Source organism: Niabella beijingensis (genome assembly GCF_020034665.1).
GTDB lineage: Bacteria > Bacteroidota > Bacteroidia > Chitinophagales > Chitinophagaceae > Niabella > Niabella beijingensis.
Genome location: NZ_JAIQDI010000002.1, coordinates 1140778 through 1159227, shown reverse-complemented (window position 1 = coordinate 1159227; position 18450 = coordinate 1140778). Strand labels below are relative to the sequence as shown.

The 18450-nt window shown below is 48.8% G+C and carries 11 protein-coding genes; 9 read left to right on the top strand and 2 right to left on the bottom strand.

The annotated features are described in order from the left end of the window. The first annotated feature begins 1 nt into the window (after position 1). From K7B07_RS20900 to K7B07_RS20860, 9 genes are all read left to right on the top strand, one after another. Positions 2 to 1567, top strand: a complete 1566-nt coding sequence (locus K7B07_RS20900; RefSeq protein WP_223712485.1) for a sialidase family protein — start codon at positions 2 to 4, stop codon at positions 1565 to 1567. Between the two features lie 86 nt (positions 1568 to 1653). After that, positions 1654 to 3660: a GDSL-type esterase/lipase family protein gene (locus tag K7B07_RS20895; RefSeq protein ID WP_223712484.1), complete on the top strand. Its 2007-nt coding sequence runs from the start codon at positions 1654 to 1656 to the stop codon at positions 3658 to 3660. A 7-nt stretch (positions 3661 to 3667) separates the two neighbouring features. Next, a complete protein-coding gene (locus K7B07_RS20890; RefSeq protein ID WP_223712483.1) occupies positions 3668 to 4846 on the top strand; it encodes an AGE family epimerase/isomerase in 1179 nt (392 codons plus the stop codon). Further along, a complete protein-coding gene (locus K7B07_RS20885; protein WP_223712482.1) occupies positions 4843 to 6789 on the top strand; it encodes a family 20 glycosylhydrolase in 1947 nt (648 codons plus the stop codon). The genes K7B07_RS20890 and K7B07_RS20885 overlap by 4 nt, the downstream gene beginning before the upstream one ends. Positions 6790 to 7351: 562 nt before the next feature. Further along, a complete protein-coding gene (locus K7B07_RS20880; protein ID WP_223712481.1) occupies positions 7352 to 10462 on the top strand; it encodes a SusC/RagA family TonB-linked outer membrane protein in 3111 nt (1036 codons plus the stop codon). Positions 10463 to 10469: 7 nt separating this feature from the next. Further along, positions 10470 to 12023, top strand: a complete 1554-nt coding sequence (locus tag K7B07_RS20875; protein ID WP_223712480.1) for a RagB/SusD family nutrient uptake outer membrane protein — start codon at positions 10470 to 10472, stop codon at positions 12021 to 12023. Positions 12024 to 12081: 58 nt separating this feature from the next. Further along, a complete protein-coding gene (locus tag K7B07_RS20870) occupies positions 12082 to 13557 on the top strand; it encodes a glycoside hydrolase family protein (protein WP_223712479.1) in 1476 nt (491 codons plus the stop codon). A 113-nt stretch (positions 13558 to 13670) separates the two neighbouring features. Beyond that, on the top strand, positions 13671 to 15530 hold the full coding sequence (locus tag K7B07_RS20865) for an FG-GAP-like repeat-containing protein (RefSeq protein ID WP_223712478.1): 1860 nt from the start codon (positions 13671 to 13673) through the stop codon (positions 15528 to 15530). Positions 15531 to 15710: 180 nt separating this feature from the next. Further along, positions 15711 to 16595, top strand: coding sequence for a glycerophosphodiester phosphodiesterase family protein (locus tag K7B07_RS20860; RefSeq protein WP_223712477.1), 885 nt, complete (start codon positions 15711 to 15713; stop codon positions 16593 to 16595). 58 nt (positions 16596 to 16653) lie between these two features. Here the strand turns inward: K7B07_RS20860 and K7B07_RS20855 are convergent, their stop codons facing one another. Continuing rightward, positions 16654 to 17673 (bottom strand): MlaD family protein, encoded by a 1020-nt coding sequence (locus tag K7B07_RS20855; RefSeq protein ID WP_223712476.1) that lies wholly within the window; start codon positions 17671 to 17673, stop codon positions 16654 to 16656. A gap of 3 nt (positions 17674 to 17676) precedes the next feature. After that, positions 17677 to 18450: an ABC transporter ATP-binding protein gene (locus K7B07_RS20850; RefSeq protein ID WP_223712475.1), complete on the bottom strand. Its 774-nt coding sequence runs from the start codon at positions 18448 to 18450 to the stop codon at positions 17677 to 17679.

The following is an 18450-nucleotide window of genomic DNA, read 5'->3' as shown; positions in this document are numbered from 1 at the left end:
CATGATCAAACAAAAATCCCCCGTACTTATCTTATGGGCTGCCCTGTTTTTCTGCGTTCCATTCTTTTGTTTTTCCCAGGAAATAAAAACAGGCGCTGAAGTTTTAAACTATACCATCCCTGTCCTGAAGCGGGCAAAGAACAACCCCATTCAAAGAATCAGGATTTACGTGCCGGACAAAGCGACCAGTACCAGACAACTGGTTATAACCACCGATCCCGCAAGTGCTGCCGCCATCGGGAAGATCGAAATCTTTACGACGGGCAGCGAACCCAAATTTTCTGACGAAATGCCGGTTACAGCCATTACCACTATTAAAGTAAAAAACACCATCCCGGTGCACATTTCATTAAAACCGGGGATCAATTATCTCTGGGTCAGTGTGCTGCTAAACGACAATACATTACCTGATAAAAAAATAGACCTGCAAACCGATGCGCTGTCGCTTTCAAACGGGAACACCCTGGCATTGCAACCCATCAACAGATCACAGCGGGGATGGTATACAGGTATCGCGCTCCGGCAACCGGGGGATGACAGCGTGCATACGTATCGCATACCCGGCATTACACAGACCGCCACCAACACGTTGATCGCTGTTTACGATATCCGTTACAAGCACAGCGGCGATCTTCCCGCGGATATTGATGTAGGCATGAGCAGGAGCACCGACAACGGCAAAACCTGGGAGCCCATGAAAGTGATCATGAAAATGGGCGGACCGGGCGATAACAGCGGCATCGGCGACCCTTCCATCCTTTTTGATCCCGTTACCAAAAAGATCTGGGTAGCTGCCTTATGGAGTAAAGGCAACCATTCCATTGCCGGCTCCGGGCCCGGGCTTTCCCCCGATGTTTCCGGTCAGTTTATTTTGGCATCCAGTGCTGATGACGGAAAAACATGGTCGGCCCCCATTAACATCACTGCCCAGGTCAAGAACCCCATCTGGCATCTTTATTTCCAGGGACCGGGGAACGGGATCGCGATGCAAAACGGAACACTGGTATTTCCTTCCCAGTATTGGGATGAAAGTAAAAACCCCGGTATGCCCCACGCTTCCATTATTTACAGCAACGACCATGGCAAAACCTGGAAATCCGGGATCGGTGCCAAATCCAATACCACAGAGGCCCAGGTGGTGGAAACAAAACCCGGCACACTAATGCTCAATATGCGCGACAACAGGGGCGGCTTCCGGAGCATTGCTACTACCAGGGACCTGGGCAGCAGCTGGCTGGAGCATCCCACTTCATTCAAAGCCCTGCAGGACCCTGTATGTATGGCATCCCTGATCAAAGCCCGGGTAAAAGTAAACGGGGCACTTAAAGAGGTATTGTTCTTCAGCAATATGAACAGCAGTGGTGTGCGCGACCATTTAACCATTAAAGCAAGCTTAGACCTGGGCGAAACCTGGCTCCCGGCCCATCAGTTACTTCTGGATGAAAGAAGGTCCTTTGGTTATTCTTCATTGGTAAAAGTGGATGAACATACTATTGGCATTTTATATGAAAGCACCGGAGGACTGAATTTTGTAACCGTTCCTGTTAAAGATATTATCAGGCAGTAAGACCGCACAGTATGAAGGCCAGGTACCACTTATTATGCGTTTTCCTATTCTTTGTTTGCGAAACCTTGCAGGCTCAGCCGGCAAAAGTGGCATGTATTGGCAATTCTGTAACCTTTGGCTGGGGCCTTGACAATCCGGATAAAGACTCCTACCCGGCACAGCTTCAGCAGCTGCTGGGTCACCATTATCAGGTGAAAAATTTCGGGCATAATGGTGCCACATTATTGAAGAAAGGCCACAACCCTTATTATAAAACACCCGCATTTCAACAGCTGCTTTTGTTCCGGCCGGACATCGCCATTATCCATCTGGGATTGAATGATACCGATCCCAGGAATTATCCCAGCTACCGTGACGAATTCATACCGGATTACAACTGGCTTATAGATACCTTGAAAAAACAAAATCCCCGGATGCAAATTTTCATTTGCAGGCTTACGCCCATTTTCACCGGGCATTCCCGGTTTCTTTCCAGCACCAGCGAATGGTATGCCGACCTGCAAAAAAGAATCGAACAAATAGCTGCAGTCAATCAACTGCCGTTAATCGATCTAAACGCTCCCCTTCATAACCGCCCGGACCTGTTCCCGGATGCGGCCACCCTGCATCCCAATGCGGCAGGTGCGGGCATTATCGCACAAACCGTTTACGACCATATCAGCGGGAACTTCGGAGGATTGAAATTACCGCTCTTATTTACAGACAATATGGTCCTGCAAAGGGATCGGTATGTAAAATTCTACGGAACCGCCAATGCCTTTCAAACAGTAAGCATCCGTTTCGGCAATCAGCAAAAAAACGCAAAGGCCGGATTTAATGGCAAATGGGAGATCACCTTTCCGGCAAGAACAGCCAGCGCTGTTCCCGAAACCATCCTGATCAAAAGTGAACACAATTCTATCCTATTAAAAAATGTATTGATAGGTGACGTATGGCTTTGTTCCGGTCAGTCGAATATGTATTTCTCCGTTAAAGAGTCCCTGGGCGGTGATAGTCTGGTGCGCGTTGCAGACAGCACCCGACCACTGCGTTTATTAAAGCTGAAGCCCTTTGCAGAAACCGATAATCGCTCCTGGACGGCAGCTGAACTCAGCAAAGCCAACCAGCTTGATTTTTTCTCCGGCAGCTGGCAACAGGACCGGTCAAAGGAAGCAGCCGCATTTTCAGCGATCGGTTATGTATTTGCACAAAAAATACAACAGGAAATGAATATTCCCATTGGCATTATTGAAATCGCCGTGGGCGGGTCACCACTGATTTCCTGGGTGAGCCGGAATACCCTTCAGGGCAATCCCTTGTTTGAGCCGGCATTTGATAACTGGCGGCGATCCGACTATATCATGCAGTGGTGCCGGGACCGGGCAGATATCAACCTCCGGAATACACAAAATAAATTGCAACGCCACCCCTACGAGCCTGCTTATAATTTTGAAGCCGCGATTGAAAAGCTGGCACCCTTTCCGGTAAAAGGCATATTGTGGTACCAGGGAGAAAGCGACGCAGACAACGCGGCACTATATGAAAAACTGTTTCCCGTATTTGTAGCCGACTGGCGGGCTGCCTGGAACCAAAACCTACCCTTTTACTATGTGCAGCTCTCCAGTATCAACCGGCCTTCCTGGAATTACTTCAGGGATGTTCAGCGAAAATTACTGAGTACGGTTCCCAATACCGGCATGGCGGTTTCCAGTGATCTGGGTGATCCTTCAGACGTTCATTATAAAAATAAAATCCCTGTGGGATTGCGTATGGCGAAGCTGGCACTGACCCGGACCTATCACCGCGCCGGATTGCCCGCGGGGCCACTCTTTCAATCCATGAAAAGAGTACACAACCAGGTGGAGATCCGTTTTCAGTATGCGGACGGTTTACAGACCAGCGACAACAGGGAAATTACCGGTTTTTGTATACTGACCAATAACGGTCATTTTGTACCGGCACACGCGCGTGTGCAGCAAAATAAGATCTGCATCAGACTCCCCGAACACCTGAAAGCAATAGCTATCGCTTACGGCTGGGAGCCTTTTACCCGGGCCAACCTGGTCAATAAGGACCAGCTGCCGGCCAGCACATTTTTGGAATATTTTAAATAGAACGATCATGAACACGCTGTACTTAAAAGAAATGGAGTCCTGGTATAAAAACCAGCTTTTAACCAATACCCTTCCGTTCTGGTTTCCCCGGTCGGTAGATATGGATTTTGGCGGATACCTGCTGATGCGCGACGCGGACGGATCACTTATAGATGATGACAAAGCCGTTTGGATCCAGGGGCGGGCTGCCTGGCTGCTCAGTACCCTGTATAATACCGTAGAAAAAAGAGAAGAATGGTTGCAGGGAGCGAAAGCCGGTATCGATTTTCTTTTAAACCATTGCTTTGACACCGACGGAAGAATGTTCTTTCATGTAACCCGTGAGGGACGGCCCCTTCGCAAGCGTCGCTATTTCTTTTCCGAGACCTTTGCAGTTATTGCCTTTGCAGCCTATGCAGCAGCCTCCGGCGATGAAACCATCGCAGCGAAAGCCCGCGAACTATTCGGCACCTGCATGCAATATGCATCCGGAGAAAAGCAACTGCCTTCCAAATTTACAGCTACGCGGCCTTCGAAAGGCATCGGAGTGCCCATGATCCTGATGAATACCGCACAGCAACTCAGGGAAATCATTGGGGACGAGCGTTGTGATACATATATTGATCAGTGCATCAAAGAAATTGAAGCCTGTTTTGTAAAGGATGGTATCCGTTGTGTAATGGAACAGGTGGCCCCCGATGGTTCCATTATCGATCATATCGACGGGAGGACCCTGAATCCCGGGCATGCCATTGAAGGAGCCTGGTTTATTTTACATGAGGCGGTCTACCGGAACAATGATCCGCAATTGATCCAACTGGGCTGCCGTATGCTGGATTATATGTGGGAACGGGGCTGGGATAAGGAATATGGCGGCATTTTCTATTTCAGGGATGTTTATGATAAGCCCGTACAGGAATACTGGCAGGACATGAAATTCTGGTGGCCGCACAATGAGGCCATCATTGCCACCTTGTTGGCATATATCATTACCGGCAATGAAAAATACCGGCAATGGCATGAGCTGGTGCATCGTTATGCCTATGATCATTTTTCAGACAAAGAGCATGGCGAATGGTTTGGTTATCTGCACCGGGACGGAAGCATCGCACAAACGGCCAAAGGCAATCTCTTTAAAGGGCCGTTCCACCTGCCCCGTCAGGAATGGTATTGCTATCGCTTACTCCATAACTATTTAAAAAAATGATACCCCGTTTGCTGTTCTTTTTCGTCATGACAGCCTTCGCTGCTGTGGTTGGGGCGCAGTCTTCTTTAGATATTATTCCCGGACCGCAGAAAGTCCGTATACATCAGGGAAGCCTGGAACCGCATCAGCTAAAATTCCTGCACGTTGGTACGGCAGATCGGAAGATGTTGCAGGCTTACATCCAAAAACAGTTTGCCAACAGGAACATAGTGTTGCACAATACAGGCTCCATGCAAAACGGAAAAGGGATCTACTTTATTGAAGACCGCACCCTTTTAAACAAAGAAGCATACCGGCTAAAGATTGACGCCGGGGGTGTAACCATTACTGCCGCATCAGCTCCCGGCTTTTTCTATGGAGTGCAAACACTTTTGCAACTGATGGACTTCAACCGCGCCCTTCCTTATTGTTCCATAGAGGATACACCGGCTTTCTCCTGGAGGGGTTACGTGGTGGACGTGGGCCGGAACTATCAGTCGGTGAACAAGCTAAAAGAACAGATCGATGTGATGGCCCGTTATAAACTGAATGTATTTCATTTCCACGCCACGGAGGATATTGCCTGGCGCTTTGAAAGTAAGAAATATCCGCAGTTGAACGCAGCTATTAATATGCTCCGCAATCCGGGAGCATTTTATGCTGAAGCTGATATAAAAGAGCTGATGCAGTATTGCAAAGAGCGGCAGATCCTGTTCCTCCCGGAAATAGACATGCCGGGCCACAGCGCTGCCTTTACGCGCGCATTCGGAACTACCATGCAGTCGGAAGCCGGAATAAAAATAGTAAAAGAGTTGCTGAGCGAATTTTTGGATACTTATCATCCCGAGTATTTTCATGTGGGCGGTGATGAAGTAAAGATCACCAACAACCATTTCCTGCCGGAGGTAACGACATTGCTGGAACAGAAAGGGGTTAAAACCGTAGGATGGAGCCCGGGCGGTAATATTGGCGACCATACCATTCGGCAGATGTGGATGCGTGAGCCATTGGATACCACAAAAGGATTTCAGTTTGTCGATTCCCGGCACCTGTACCTGAATCATATGGATCCGCTGGAAACGGTTACCACTATTTTTTACAGACAGATCGGAGATGTTCCCAGAGAAGACAAAAATATAAAAGGGGCACTACTTTGCCTTTGGCCAGACAGAAGACTGGAACAGGAAACGGATGCTTTTAAAATGAATGCTGTATACCCCGGATTGCTCTCCTTTGCAGAGCGCGTTTGGAAGGGAGGCGGAATTGAAAAATGGCAATCCAATATAGGTACACCCGGAGAAGAACGGGTAACCGCTTTCAGCAGGTTTGAGAATATTCTGCTTGCGCATAAACGGGTCTATTTCCCGGAAAAGGATTTTCCGTATGCAAAGCAACAGTCGATTGTCTGGGATCTTTACGGCCCCTACGATAACCGCGGCGATCTGTCAAAAAAATTCGAGCCGGAACTGTCCTCAGGCTGGTCATCAACACTTCATCCTGTTAAGCAAATTGTGGGCGGCACCATTATTTTAAGACATTGGTGGGCACCGTTAATAGAAGGAGCCATCGGGCACCCAAAGGATAGCACCACTATTTATGCCACCACTAAAATCTGGTGCGATAAAGCCGGGCCAAAAAAATTCTGGATCGGGTTCAATGATCTGTCCCGGTCACCCGCTACCGATAGTCCGCCTGTTGGTAAATGGGATGATAAGGAAAGCAGGGTTTGGGTAAACGGGCAACCCGTGGCACCACCACACTGGAAACGCGGCGGGGAAAAAGGCAACCCGGAAATACCCTTAATAGACGAAGGGTATTCCTACCGCCCGCCCACCGTCCTCTACTTAAAAAAAGGCTGGAACAAGGTATTAATTAAAGCCCCTGTAAGCACCCTTAGAGGAAAAAACTGGGAGAACCCGGTAAAATGGATGTTCACCTTTGTCCCTGCTCCTGCAAACCAATGAGCCGATCCATCTTTAAAAACACTTACCGGTATCCGCAGTAAACACACGGTTAGCTGTCTTCATCAATGCCTGGTATTGGAAGTATGCTGTTGTTCATCTTCGTTGACAGACAATCATTGCTCCTCTCCATTATTCTGATGCCGTCGTTTTCGAAGATACCGCCGGAAGTGCACCCTCTCAGTTTCGTGTCTTCTGCAAGTCGACCAGGGAAGGTGTTGCCGGGTACAATTGCAGCAGCAGTTTAGCGCCTGTACAACCTATCTGCTGGTGATCAGCCGCACGTATTGCTTTTATAAAGAAATAACAACGCGAACTCCTCTCTTTTCCGATTACAAAAATGTTCCATCCTATGTCGTCCCGGGCAGGATCCGGGCCGGTTTTTCCAGATTTCCGGGTTAACTCAACATTAAATAATCTTTAATTTTATTATTTTTTATTAATTTTTATTATTATAAAATGTTTAAAATCAATTTAATTAAATTACGAATAGTTTAAAAACATGACGGAACAGGATAGTTGGTGAGTCGTTTAAAGTAATTTTAGGATAAAGAACAACACAATTATGAGAAAACGATTCTACAATGCATGCCAAGGGCACAAGCTCTGCCACCTGGTTGTGACCCTCCTCCTGTTTACAAATTTTGCCTTCTCACAAGAGAAGACCAGTACTATCAAAGGGCGGATCACCGATCAGTCCGGGCCCCTGGCGGCAGCATCCGTTATCATTTCCGGTACGGGCGCCGGAACCAAAACAGATGCAAATGGTAATTATTCTTTCAATGTAGCTCCGGGCTCCTATAGCCTAAAAGTGTCATACACAGGTTTTCAGGATATGGAGCGAACAGTGACGGTAACGGCGGCTCAGTCGGTAACGATCGATTTCAATATGGCCGGCATTACCCAGATGGATGAAGTAGTGGTCAGTTATGGTAAGCAGTCGCGCCGGGAGATTACCGGCTCGGTGGCAACCGTGGAAGCAAAATCGCTGGAGGACATGCCGGTGATGCAGTTTGGCCAGCAGCTGCAGGGCAAGGTAGCAGGTGTGAACGTGATGCAGAGCAGCGGTCAGCCCGGCAGAGGGGTTTCCTTCCGGATACGGGGTGCCGCTTCGCTTACTACGGGCTATCAGCCCTTATTCGTGATCGATGGTATGCCGATCACAGGAAGTATCAACAATATTAACCCGGATGAAATCGAATCCTTCAGTATCCTGAAAGATGCTTCGGCAACAGCGTTGTATGGTTCGCGTGCAGCCAACGGCGTCGTCCTGATCACCACAAAGCATGCAAAAGCCGGCAGCAACAAGATCGACTTCAGCGCCAATTTTGGTTTGCAGAAACTGATGCAGAACCGCATTCCAAAGACCATGAACGGAACCGAATGGGCGCGGTTTATGCAGGAGCGTTTTGAGGATAAAGTAAAATATGAAAATTTCAATCCCGCCTTGATACCGGCGGAATACCAGGGCGATGTAACGCGTTATGGGAAAGGAACCGACTGGCACGACCTGCTGACAAGGACTGCACCCATCCAGAGCTACAGCGTGAGCCTGCTTTCAGCCAGGGAAAAATCATCGTCAGCAGTTATTGCGGGATACGAAGAACAGCAGGGCGTGGTGATTAATACCGGTTCCAAGCTGATTTCACTCCGGATAAACCACGATCTCACATTGAGCAATAATAAACTGAAGATCGGTTTCAACCTGGCACCCAGTTACCGGATGGACCACAACAACCGGCTTCCGTCGGATGGTATCGAAGGCTATTATGCAAAGATCCTGGAATCAAGTCCCATCTTAAGTCCTTATAACGACGACGGCAGTTACCGGATCGGCGCTTTTTCGCCCGGTATGACGTCCTATGTAAACCCCCTGGCCCGGGTAAAAGAAAGCCAGGATGATTACAAGACCACCCGCATCCTGGGTAATGCGTATGCGAATTATACCCTGTTACCGGGGCTGGTACTGAAGATGAACCTGGGTGTTGATAAAGGTGCGGAAACACGAAGCCAGTACCTGCCGCAGGTGGCGGTAAACACCTCCACTAACCTCCCCACACGGTCAACGGCGATCAGCTCATCCGTAGACAATTATTCCTATACCGGAGAGGCTTTTGTAAACTATCAGAAAACCTTTAAGGAAGATCATCATGTGGAAGCGCTGGCAGGTTACGCGGTACAGAAATTCAAGGAGGAAAGTAATTCCATTAATGCGACCGGCTTTCCTACAGACGAGGTCCGTTATATCAGCGCCGCCTCAGAGATCACTTCCGCTTCGAGTAATATGACGCAATACTCCATGCTGTCTGAAATCGGAAGACTGAATTATAATTATAAAAGAAAATACCTGTTGCAGGGATCGGTACGGCGCGACGGGTCTTCGCGATTTGGCACCGACCGCAAGTATGGCTGGTTTCCCGCGGTATCAGCCGGCTGGATCATCAGCGATGAGAAATTCATGGAACGCCTTCCGGTCATAAATTTCCTGAAGCTGCGGGCCAGCTATGGCATCACCGGCAATAATGATTTTGGGAACTTTACCGCCATCTCCTCGTTAAATAAGTACAACTATATCATTGACGGTGCACCGGTACAGGTACAAACGATCGGAACGCTCGGGAATCCGGAACTGGCCTGGGAGCGGAACAAACAACTGGATCTGGGCATCGACATTGAACTCCTGAATAACCGGATCGCATTTACCTATGGCTATTACCACAAGATGTCGGACGGTCTGATACAGAACAGAGCGATCCCAAGAGCTTCCGGGTTCGCCAATATCCAGTTCAATATCGGTCAGTTCGAATTCTGGGGACATGAATTAACGGTCACGACCCTGAATACCGTAGGCAAGCTGAAGTGGACAACCAATGCAAATGTTTCTTTCGAAAGAAACCTGATCAAAAATCTGGTCGATCCGGGCTATATCCGCAGAAATACGGGAATTTTATCCGATTACTACAGGAACCAGATCGGTCATCGTCTCGGAGAATTTTACGGATTTGTACACCTTGGTTTGTATAAAGACGAGGCGGACCTGGCCAATTCAGCGAAATACACCTCTGGCTCCAACTACTCCGCCGTGGGTACGCTGAAGATGAAGGACATCAACGGTGATGGCGTGATTGATGATGTGAACGACAGAACCTTCATCGGCGACCCTACCCCCGACTTTACTTTTGGTCTTACCAACAGCTTCAGCTATAAAAATTTTGACCTGAGCATTACGATGGCCGGACAAGTGGGCGGTGATATCCTGGCGGCAAGTAAATGGGCTTATTTAACCAATATGGATGGCTCCAGGGTGCCGCTGGCCGCTGTGGCGGACCGCTGGCGCTCACCGGAAAATCCCGGTTCAGGGGTGTATCCGCGAACCCTCATCAATACCACCGCGATCGGCCGCTCGGTAAACTCTCAATGGATCGAGGACGGCACCTACCTCACCGCAAAGAACATTGCCCTGGGATATCAGTTCAATCTTAAGAACAATATGGTGCTTAGAAATCTCCGGGTATATGCTTCCGTTCAGCAGGCATTTATCATCACGGGCTATTCCGGCTATAATCCTGAAATCTCCCTGTCGGGCGGCGATGCTGCCACCGGCCTTGGTGTGGATGAAAATGCCTACCCGGTACCAAGAACATTCTCCATTGGCTTCACCTCTACTTTTAAATAATACGAACATGAAAAAGACATATATATTACTTGTTTCCCTTACGCTGATCACAACCGCCTGCAAAAAAGATTTTATTTCTTTATTACCGGAAGACTCCTTACCCCAGGTAAACTTTTTTCAAACGGATGCGCAGTTGCAGTCGGCTGCAATTGCGGCCTATGTGCCCCTGCGCGATGTGCTGCTAAACGATTTTTTTGCATCGGAAATGCATGCGGACAATACCCACTACCAGCCCTCCCCCAATAACCGCGGATCGGCAAATGTATTCCGGGAAAGCGGGGCCGACTGGAACAACGACGGCACCAATGACTACATCAATGCCATCTATTTCCACAGCTATACCGGTATCTCCAGGGCCAATATTCTTATCGGGCGCATTCCGTTAGCAAAAAGCGCCACGGATGCCGGCAAACAAAAGGCAGATGGACAGGCCAAATTTATCCGGGCGCTCAATTACTACAAGCTGGTGCGCTTATTTGGTGACGTGCCCTTGTACCTTAAGGAAGTAACCAAGGCAGATGAAGCCTTTTTACCCCGTTCAGGTGCAGAGCAGGTATATACACAGATCATTGCGGACTGCAAGGATGCGATCGCAGAACTAAAGCCACCTTCGAAATTTCCGCAAACCGGGGAAGCCACCAAAGGCGCTGCAACGGTATTGCTGGCGGATGTATATGTCACCTTAAAAAGATACGAAGAGGCAGAAACCTTATTAAATACGCTGCCTGCAATGGGATATAAATTAACTGCCAGTTATGGCGATGCCTTCAAACCGGTCAATAAAAACAAAGAAGAATCCCTGTTTGATGTGCAGTATCAGACCCTCACCGGCAACGGCAGTCAGCCGAACACCTTCCCCAAATCCTTCCTTCCCAAAACGGCCAATACCACGCTGATCACAGGTGACCCCAAAACCTCTAGCAATACGGTCAGTACCGGCGGCTGGAACAAACCGGTACAGGACCTGATCGACAGCTATGAACCCGGCGACGCACGTCTTGAAGCCTCTATAGCTGTTGCGGAAGGCACTTATGATGACAGCTACGTGATGACATTGTCTGCGAATAAAAGCGTGGTAAACTACACGCCCGCTCCCGGAAAAGTGGGTCAGCCTTACATAAAAAAATACCTCGATCTTCCCTTCATTATAGAGGGCAGTTCCAGCTCCAACTGGCCGATCTACCGGTATGCAGAAGCGCTGCTATTACTGGCAGAGGCATTGAATGAACAGGGTAAGTCGCCCCTGGTTCCTTTAAATGCCGTAAGAAACCGGGCGGGGCTGGGCAATATTACAGAAACCGACAAAGAGGTATTGCGGGACATTATTTTTCATGAAAGAAGAGTGGAACTGGCTTTTGAAAACAAGCGTTTTAATGATTTGCAGCGCAATCCGAAAGGCCTGGCCATTATGCAGGCTTATGCCGCTAAGGCAAAAGCCACCTATCCTTTATTATCGCCAACTGCGTTCGATATTCAGTCTTATAAATTCCTGCTTCCGATTCCACAGCCGGAGCGCGGATTAAACCCTGATCTGACGCAAAACCCGGGATATCCCAATTAAACCGTTTTTTATTATCAGGGGTGCCATATCCCCTTTTTGCTCACCAGATATTTTTAAAATGTACAGAAAATTAAAGATTGCGTATTGCCTGGCGCTGGTATGTATTCCTTTTAAAAAACCTGCCGCCCAGGAAAAAGAGCTGACCATCAACTGGAATCAGGTCCTTACGGTTTCCAAAACCGTACCTACACTTCAGGTGGTCTACAACCCGATGTTGCGGGCCAATGCCCCGATACATAAAGCCGCCTTTGATGCTTTAAAAAATATGGGGGCCGATTATGTGCGTTATGTACCCTGGTTCCCCTACCCCAAAGCAGCCGTTGCAGCATTGAAAGCACCCACCACCACCGAGACCTTCTGGGATTTTCAATATGCAGATCCGCCCCTTGCTGATTTTATGGAGGCGACCAAAGGCCATCCACCTGTAATTAATTTCAGTACAATACCGGTATGGATGTTCAGAACACCTGCACCGGTGCAATACCCTGCCGATCCCGACCTCCCCTTTTGGGGATACAACCAGGGCAGGGAACTCCGTGATTCCACGGGCAAGGAAGTTGCCGGTTATTTTGCACGGATATTCAGCTGGTATACCAAAGGCGGTTTTACCGATGAGCTGGGCAGGTTTCATAAATCCGGGCACTATTATAAATTTCCTTACTGGGAAGTTTTAAACGAGCCCGACCTGGAGCACCGGATGTCGCCACAGTTGTACACCAGGATTTATGATGCGGTTGTTCTGGAACTAAAAAAAATAGCACCCGAAACAAAGTTCGTCGGCATTTCAGTCGCCCTGGAAACCGATCCGCAATGGTTCGAGTATTTCCTCAACCCGGCCAATCATCAACCAGGTGTTCCGCTGGATGGCATTTCCTATCATTTCTACGGACGTCCGGCTGCAGCTGATCAACGGATCGATAGCTACCAGTATTCTTTTTTTGATCAGGCCAATGGTTTTCTCGATCGGGTACGCTACATTGAAAATATCCGCAAGCGTCTGGCGCCAAATACGTTTACCCATATTAATGAAATCGGCACCATCCTGGAAAACAGGGATTATAAAGGCGTGATCCCCGACGAATACTGGAATCTGTCGGGCGCCCTGTTTGCCTATCTTTTTGTGGAGCTTAGTAAAATAGGTATTGATGTAGCCGGCGAATCACAGCTGGTAGGCTATCCCACCCAGTTTCCGGATGTAACGATGATCAACTGGAAAACCGGCAACCCCAATTCAAGATACTGGGTACTGAAGCTGATCAAAGATAATTTCGGACCGGGTGATACCCTTTGCGCCGCAAACGCGAATCATCCTGAAATTATGGCCCAGGCATTTATTACGGCAAGCGGTAAAAAACTGCTGCTCGTTAATAAAACGAATAAAGAGATCCACCTTAAACTTCCTGCAATGGAAGGTGCCACATTGCAAACGGTGGACGTGGATACCGGCGACCAGCCCATCGCTCATGCCACACTCAAGACCAATACCTTGCAGGTTAAACCTTTTGCTGTCACCGTAATTGAAATAAAAAAGTGACAGGGCAAGGCCGGCCTTAAGATGCACCTGCTGCCGGATGTAAAGCAGTGTATAACGATCTCATGTAATGCTTTTGCTTTTCGTATTAAAATTCATACTTAAACCACATCAACATGAACAAAACAAACTTAACGCTTAAACAGTTCCTGCTGTGTCTCGTTCTGACATGCATCTTTGCAGGATGCAAGAAGTATCAGTTGACAAGTCAGGAAGAAAAATCCCCTGCTCCCGGATCCGCATCAACCGGTAACCTGCCCTTGTCGCTGGCCAGCAACAATCCCTTCAAGGTCATGTCCTTTAACATCAAACACAATGGGGTGAATGATCCGCAGGATATTTTCCAGCGGCTCCCCTACATGGTCCAGATTATTCGAAGCAATTCGCCGGATATTTTTGGTCTGCAGGAATTTTCCGGCAATGCATTCCAACCGCGCTTCAGGGATTCTATCGCGCTGTTGGGTTACACCGGATATTTTGCCCGGAATGCTGCCGTAACCGTACCGAAGTCCATTTTCTTTAAGGTAAACCGTTTCAGTCTGCTCGACAGCGGTACGGTAATGCTGCCCAGCAATGAGGAGGTTGTCAACTCCGCTACCTGGGTGATCCTGCAGGACCAGATCACTTCCAAAAAATACTTTGTAACGAACAGCCACTGGTACTACAACGGCCAGGACATCCGGATCCAGGGGGCCAACACCTGGGTAGATGCCATTGAGCAGCACAACACACAAAATCTTCCGGAGATCGTATTTGGCGACTTAAATGCCGAACCCGGCTCCACCGAAATCGAAATCCTCAAAACCGGGCGCAGTGTGGTGGATGCGCTGAACGAGGAAGGCGACACCTACCATGGATGGGGCGATACCGGAATAAAAAAAATCGACTGGATAACCAGCACCAGGGACATGGCGTTTACGGGCTCCACCATTATCAAAACCAAGTTTGACGGTAACTGGGCCTCTGATCACTGGCCCATTATGACGACCTACATGCCTGCGCTGTTCGGCGCTGCCGTTACGGACAATGTTGGCATCAGCGGTAATGCAAGCACTGTATATTCCTTTGGAGACATTAACGGCGATGGCAAAAAGGATAAGATCTACTGGAACCCGACCTTCGACAGCGGCAATCCCCGGGTATATTTATCCAATGGGGATGGTACATTTGCCACACCGGTAGTTCCTCATTCTGCCGGTGCATCCACGCTGGCCACCACCAGATATTATTATGCCGATGTGAACGGTGACGGAAAGGATGACGAGATCGTCTGGGATCCCACTCAGAACTCCGGCCGCACAAAAGTATTCCTGGCTACTTCCAACGGGAATTTCAGTGCAACTGCCATAAACAACCCTGAAGGCACCAGTGGAAGCGCCGCCACGATATACAATTTTGCAGATGTGAACGGCGATGGAAAAGCGGATAAAATATACTGGAATGCCACATTTGACGGAGGCAATACCCGTGTTTACCTGGCTACATCCGGCGGTAATTTTAGTCCGACCGTGGTATCAGAAGCCACCGGCTCCAGTACAACAGCAGGCACTCAGTTCTGGTATGCCGATATAAACGGTGATGGCAAAGCGGATAAAGCGCTCTGGCATCCTTCGCTCAACTCCGGCAAGGTGATGGTATACCTTTCAGATGGCGATGGCAGCTTTACGGCCTCTCCGGCATTTAGCGACTCGGGAGCCTCCAGCGGCGTGGCTTCCACGGTATTTCATTTTGCGGATGTGAACGGCGACGGCAGGGCCGATAAAATATACTGGAGAAATAGCGCCTATTTAGGCAAGCCGAAAATCTACTATTCAGACACGGAATTTAAAGGTCCGATTTACTCGCTGAGGGGTACCTCCCAGAGTGTTAATACCGATCTGTTTTTCACGGATATCACAGGTGACGGAAAAGCGGATATGGTGCGCTGGAACTATGCAGAGTACAACGGGGAATTACGGAATTACCTTGCCAACTAAAATACGAAGGTTCTTCTGATAATAACGATGGGCCGGCGTTGAAACCGCACCGCTGTTTCAGCCGGTCCATTATTATTTATAGATAAATGCATATCTTTTATCCTGTCTTTGATAGCAACAAGGGGACGAGCTGAACACATTAACAATCAACAGCACATTTAAAAAATAAAAACGGAACAAATGAAACAATATTTTATAACGGGCTGTCTTATCGGGATCGCGGCAATCGGAAACCTCTCGGCCCAGTCCCCTGCTTTACGGGTATATAAAATGAATACCTTAAAACAGGCGCAGTCATTTTTTCATTATAAAGGAAAGAACAAACAGATCATCAGCGGTCACCGGGGTGGCATCACAAAAGGTTTTCCGGAGAACTCCATCGAGACATTTGAAAACACCCTGAAATATACGGAGGCCTTCTATGAAGTAGACCCGCGCATGACCAAAGACAGCGTGGTAGTGCTGTTGCATGATGCCACACTGGACCGGGTCACTACCGGCAAAGGGAACATCTCCGATCATACTTTTGCTGAATTGCAGCAGCTGCGTTTAAAAGACAGGGATGGGAATGTTACGGCTGCCCGGATCCCGACACTGATGGATGCCATTAAATGGAGTAAAGGCAAAACCATTCTCAACCTGGATAACAAGGGCGTGGCTTTTGAAACCATTGCTAAAATCATCCGGGAAAGCGGAAACCCGCTGGTGATGCTTACGATTCACAGTCCGGAACAGGCACGGTTCTACCTGGATCAGAACCCCGAAAGCATTTTCTCGGTACACATTCTTTCAAAAAAATCTTTTGATGCCTATGAAGCCGCAGGTATTCCCTGGAAAAATATGATCGCTTATATCGGTCCCAAATTCACTCCTGAAAACAGGGAGCTTTTGAAATTACTCCACGGCAAAGGCGTCATGTGTATGATCTCTGCTGCGCCCACAACAGATAAATTAACAGATGAAGCAGAACGTGCCGGCGGTTACCGTGCGATTTTTTCCGAAGGGGCTGATATCCTTGAATCGGACCTGCCGATAGAAGTAGCTGCTGCAATTAAGAAGAAATAGACGGTGTTGAGTGCCGGAACGGTCCTGTTCAACAGGCATCCGGCGGTTCTTCTTATCGCTATTGCTTTTGCAGTTCTTTTTGTTGTTTCTTTTCTTCTTTCCTCCGTTGTTTTTCCTGCCTTCTGAAATAACCCCGGAACAGGAAATTATGGCGTACCGCTTCCATATTTTCGTCCAGCTTGCCCGTACTGCTTTCCAGGTTCCGGATGGTCTGCTGCAATTGATGGGCTGTGGCGGAATCGCTGAGCAACACACCGGCAGGTGATTCATTGCTGCTGAGGCGTCCCTTTACATCCGTGCTTACCGACTGAAGATCGTGAGCCACCTGGCTTGCCTGGGTCGCTACTTCCTGTAATTGAGTGGCCGTATTTCTGAGTCTGCTGAATACGACAGTATCGCTTACCAGGTCGTTGGCCAGCACTCCGGGGGTTTGTAACCGGGCCGTATACCCGGTGAGGTCTTTTGTGAACTGCTGGGTATTGCCCGCCGTTTTGTTCAGGATGGCCAGGGTGCGGTCCAGCTGCTCGTAAACGGAAGAATCTTTCATCAACTTGCCCAGCGTGCCCCTTCCGGCGGCCAGGTTTTCCATAATAGATTTAAGATCGCCGGTGATCGTAACCAGGTTTTTATTGTTAACCTGAAGCGTATTCATGATCTCATCGGTACTGATGCTGGCTTCCACAAGGATCACATCGCCATCTTCAATGGGTGCGGTTTGGGCGGTTCCCCCATCCAGGGCAATGATCTTATTGCCCACCAGCCCGTCGGCGCTGATCCGGGCCTTTACATCTTTGTGAATAAACGGACGGGCATTCTTGTCAATATTCATCAGCACTTCGATCCGGCTGTGATCCACGAACGTGATCTTTTTGATCGTACCCACCTTTACACCTGAGTACCAGATATTATTGCCTTTTGAAAGGCCGCCCACATCATGAAAGATGGCTTTTACCTGTACGGACTGTATGAAGGCCTTCTTTTGCCCTCCTAAAAACAGGATGGCCGCGGCAAAAATGAGCAGTCCCAGGATGATAAAGATGCCTACGGTAGTCGCCCTTCTTGAATCAGTTGTTTTCATACATTATTGAATAAAGTTATACTCATAGAATTCGCGGATCAGCACTTCATCGGAGCTGAACACTTCATTAAAATTACCCTGCCGTATAAACCGTCCTTCTTTCAGTACGGCGATCGTATCGCCGGTCGCCTTGGCACAGGTGAGATCATGTGTGATAATAATGGAGCTGGTCCTGAACCGGTGCTGTACTTCATTGATCAGGTCATTGATCTCCGTGCAGGTAATAGGATCCAGACCGGCCGTGGGCTCATCATACAACATGATTGCGGGACGGAGTATGAGTGTGCGGCCGATGCCGATGCGCTTGCGTTGTCCGCCGGAAAGTTCCGCCGGCATCTGGTCGATGGTATGGGCGAGCCCGACCGCTTCCAGTACCATTTCGATGCGTTTATCACGCTCTTTACGGCCCATGCCCGGCTCATTCCGTTTCAGGGGAAAGGCCAGGTTTTCGCCCACCGTCATGCTGTCGTATAATGCCCCGTGCTGAAAGCAGAACCCTACTTTCAGCCGCAGGTCGCGCAATGCATGGGCGCCCAGTTCCGGCACTTCCTGCCCCAGCACACTTACCGTGCCGGCATCAGGGTACAGCAGCCCGACGATCACTTTTATCAGGACCGACTTGCCCGTTCCGGAACGGCCCAGCACCACGATATTCTCACCGCTGTGCAGATCCAGGTCCACCCCGCGCAACACCTGATTGCTGCCGAATGATTTATGCAATCCCCTGATGGAGATCACTGTTTCCTGCCTGTCGATATCGGGAATGAAAGATTTCAT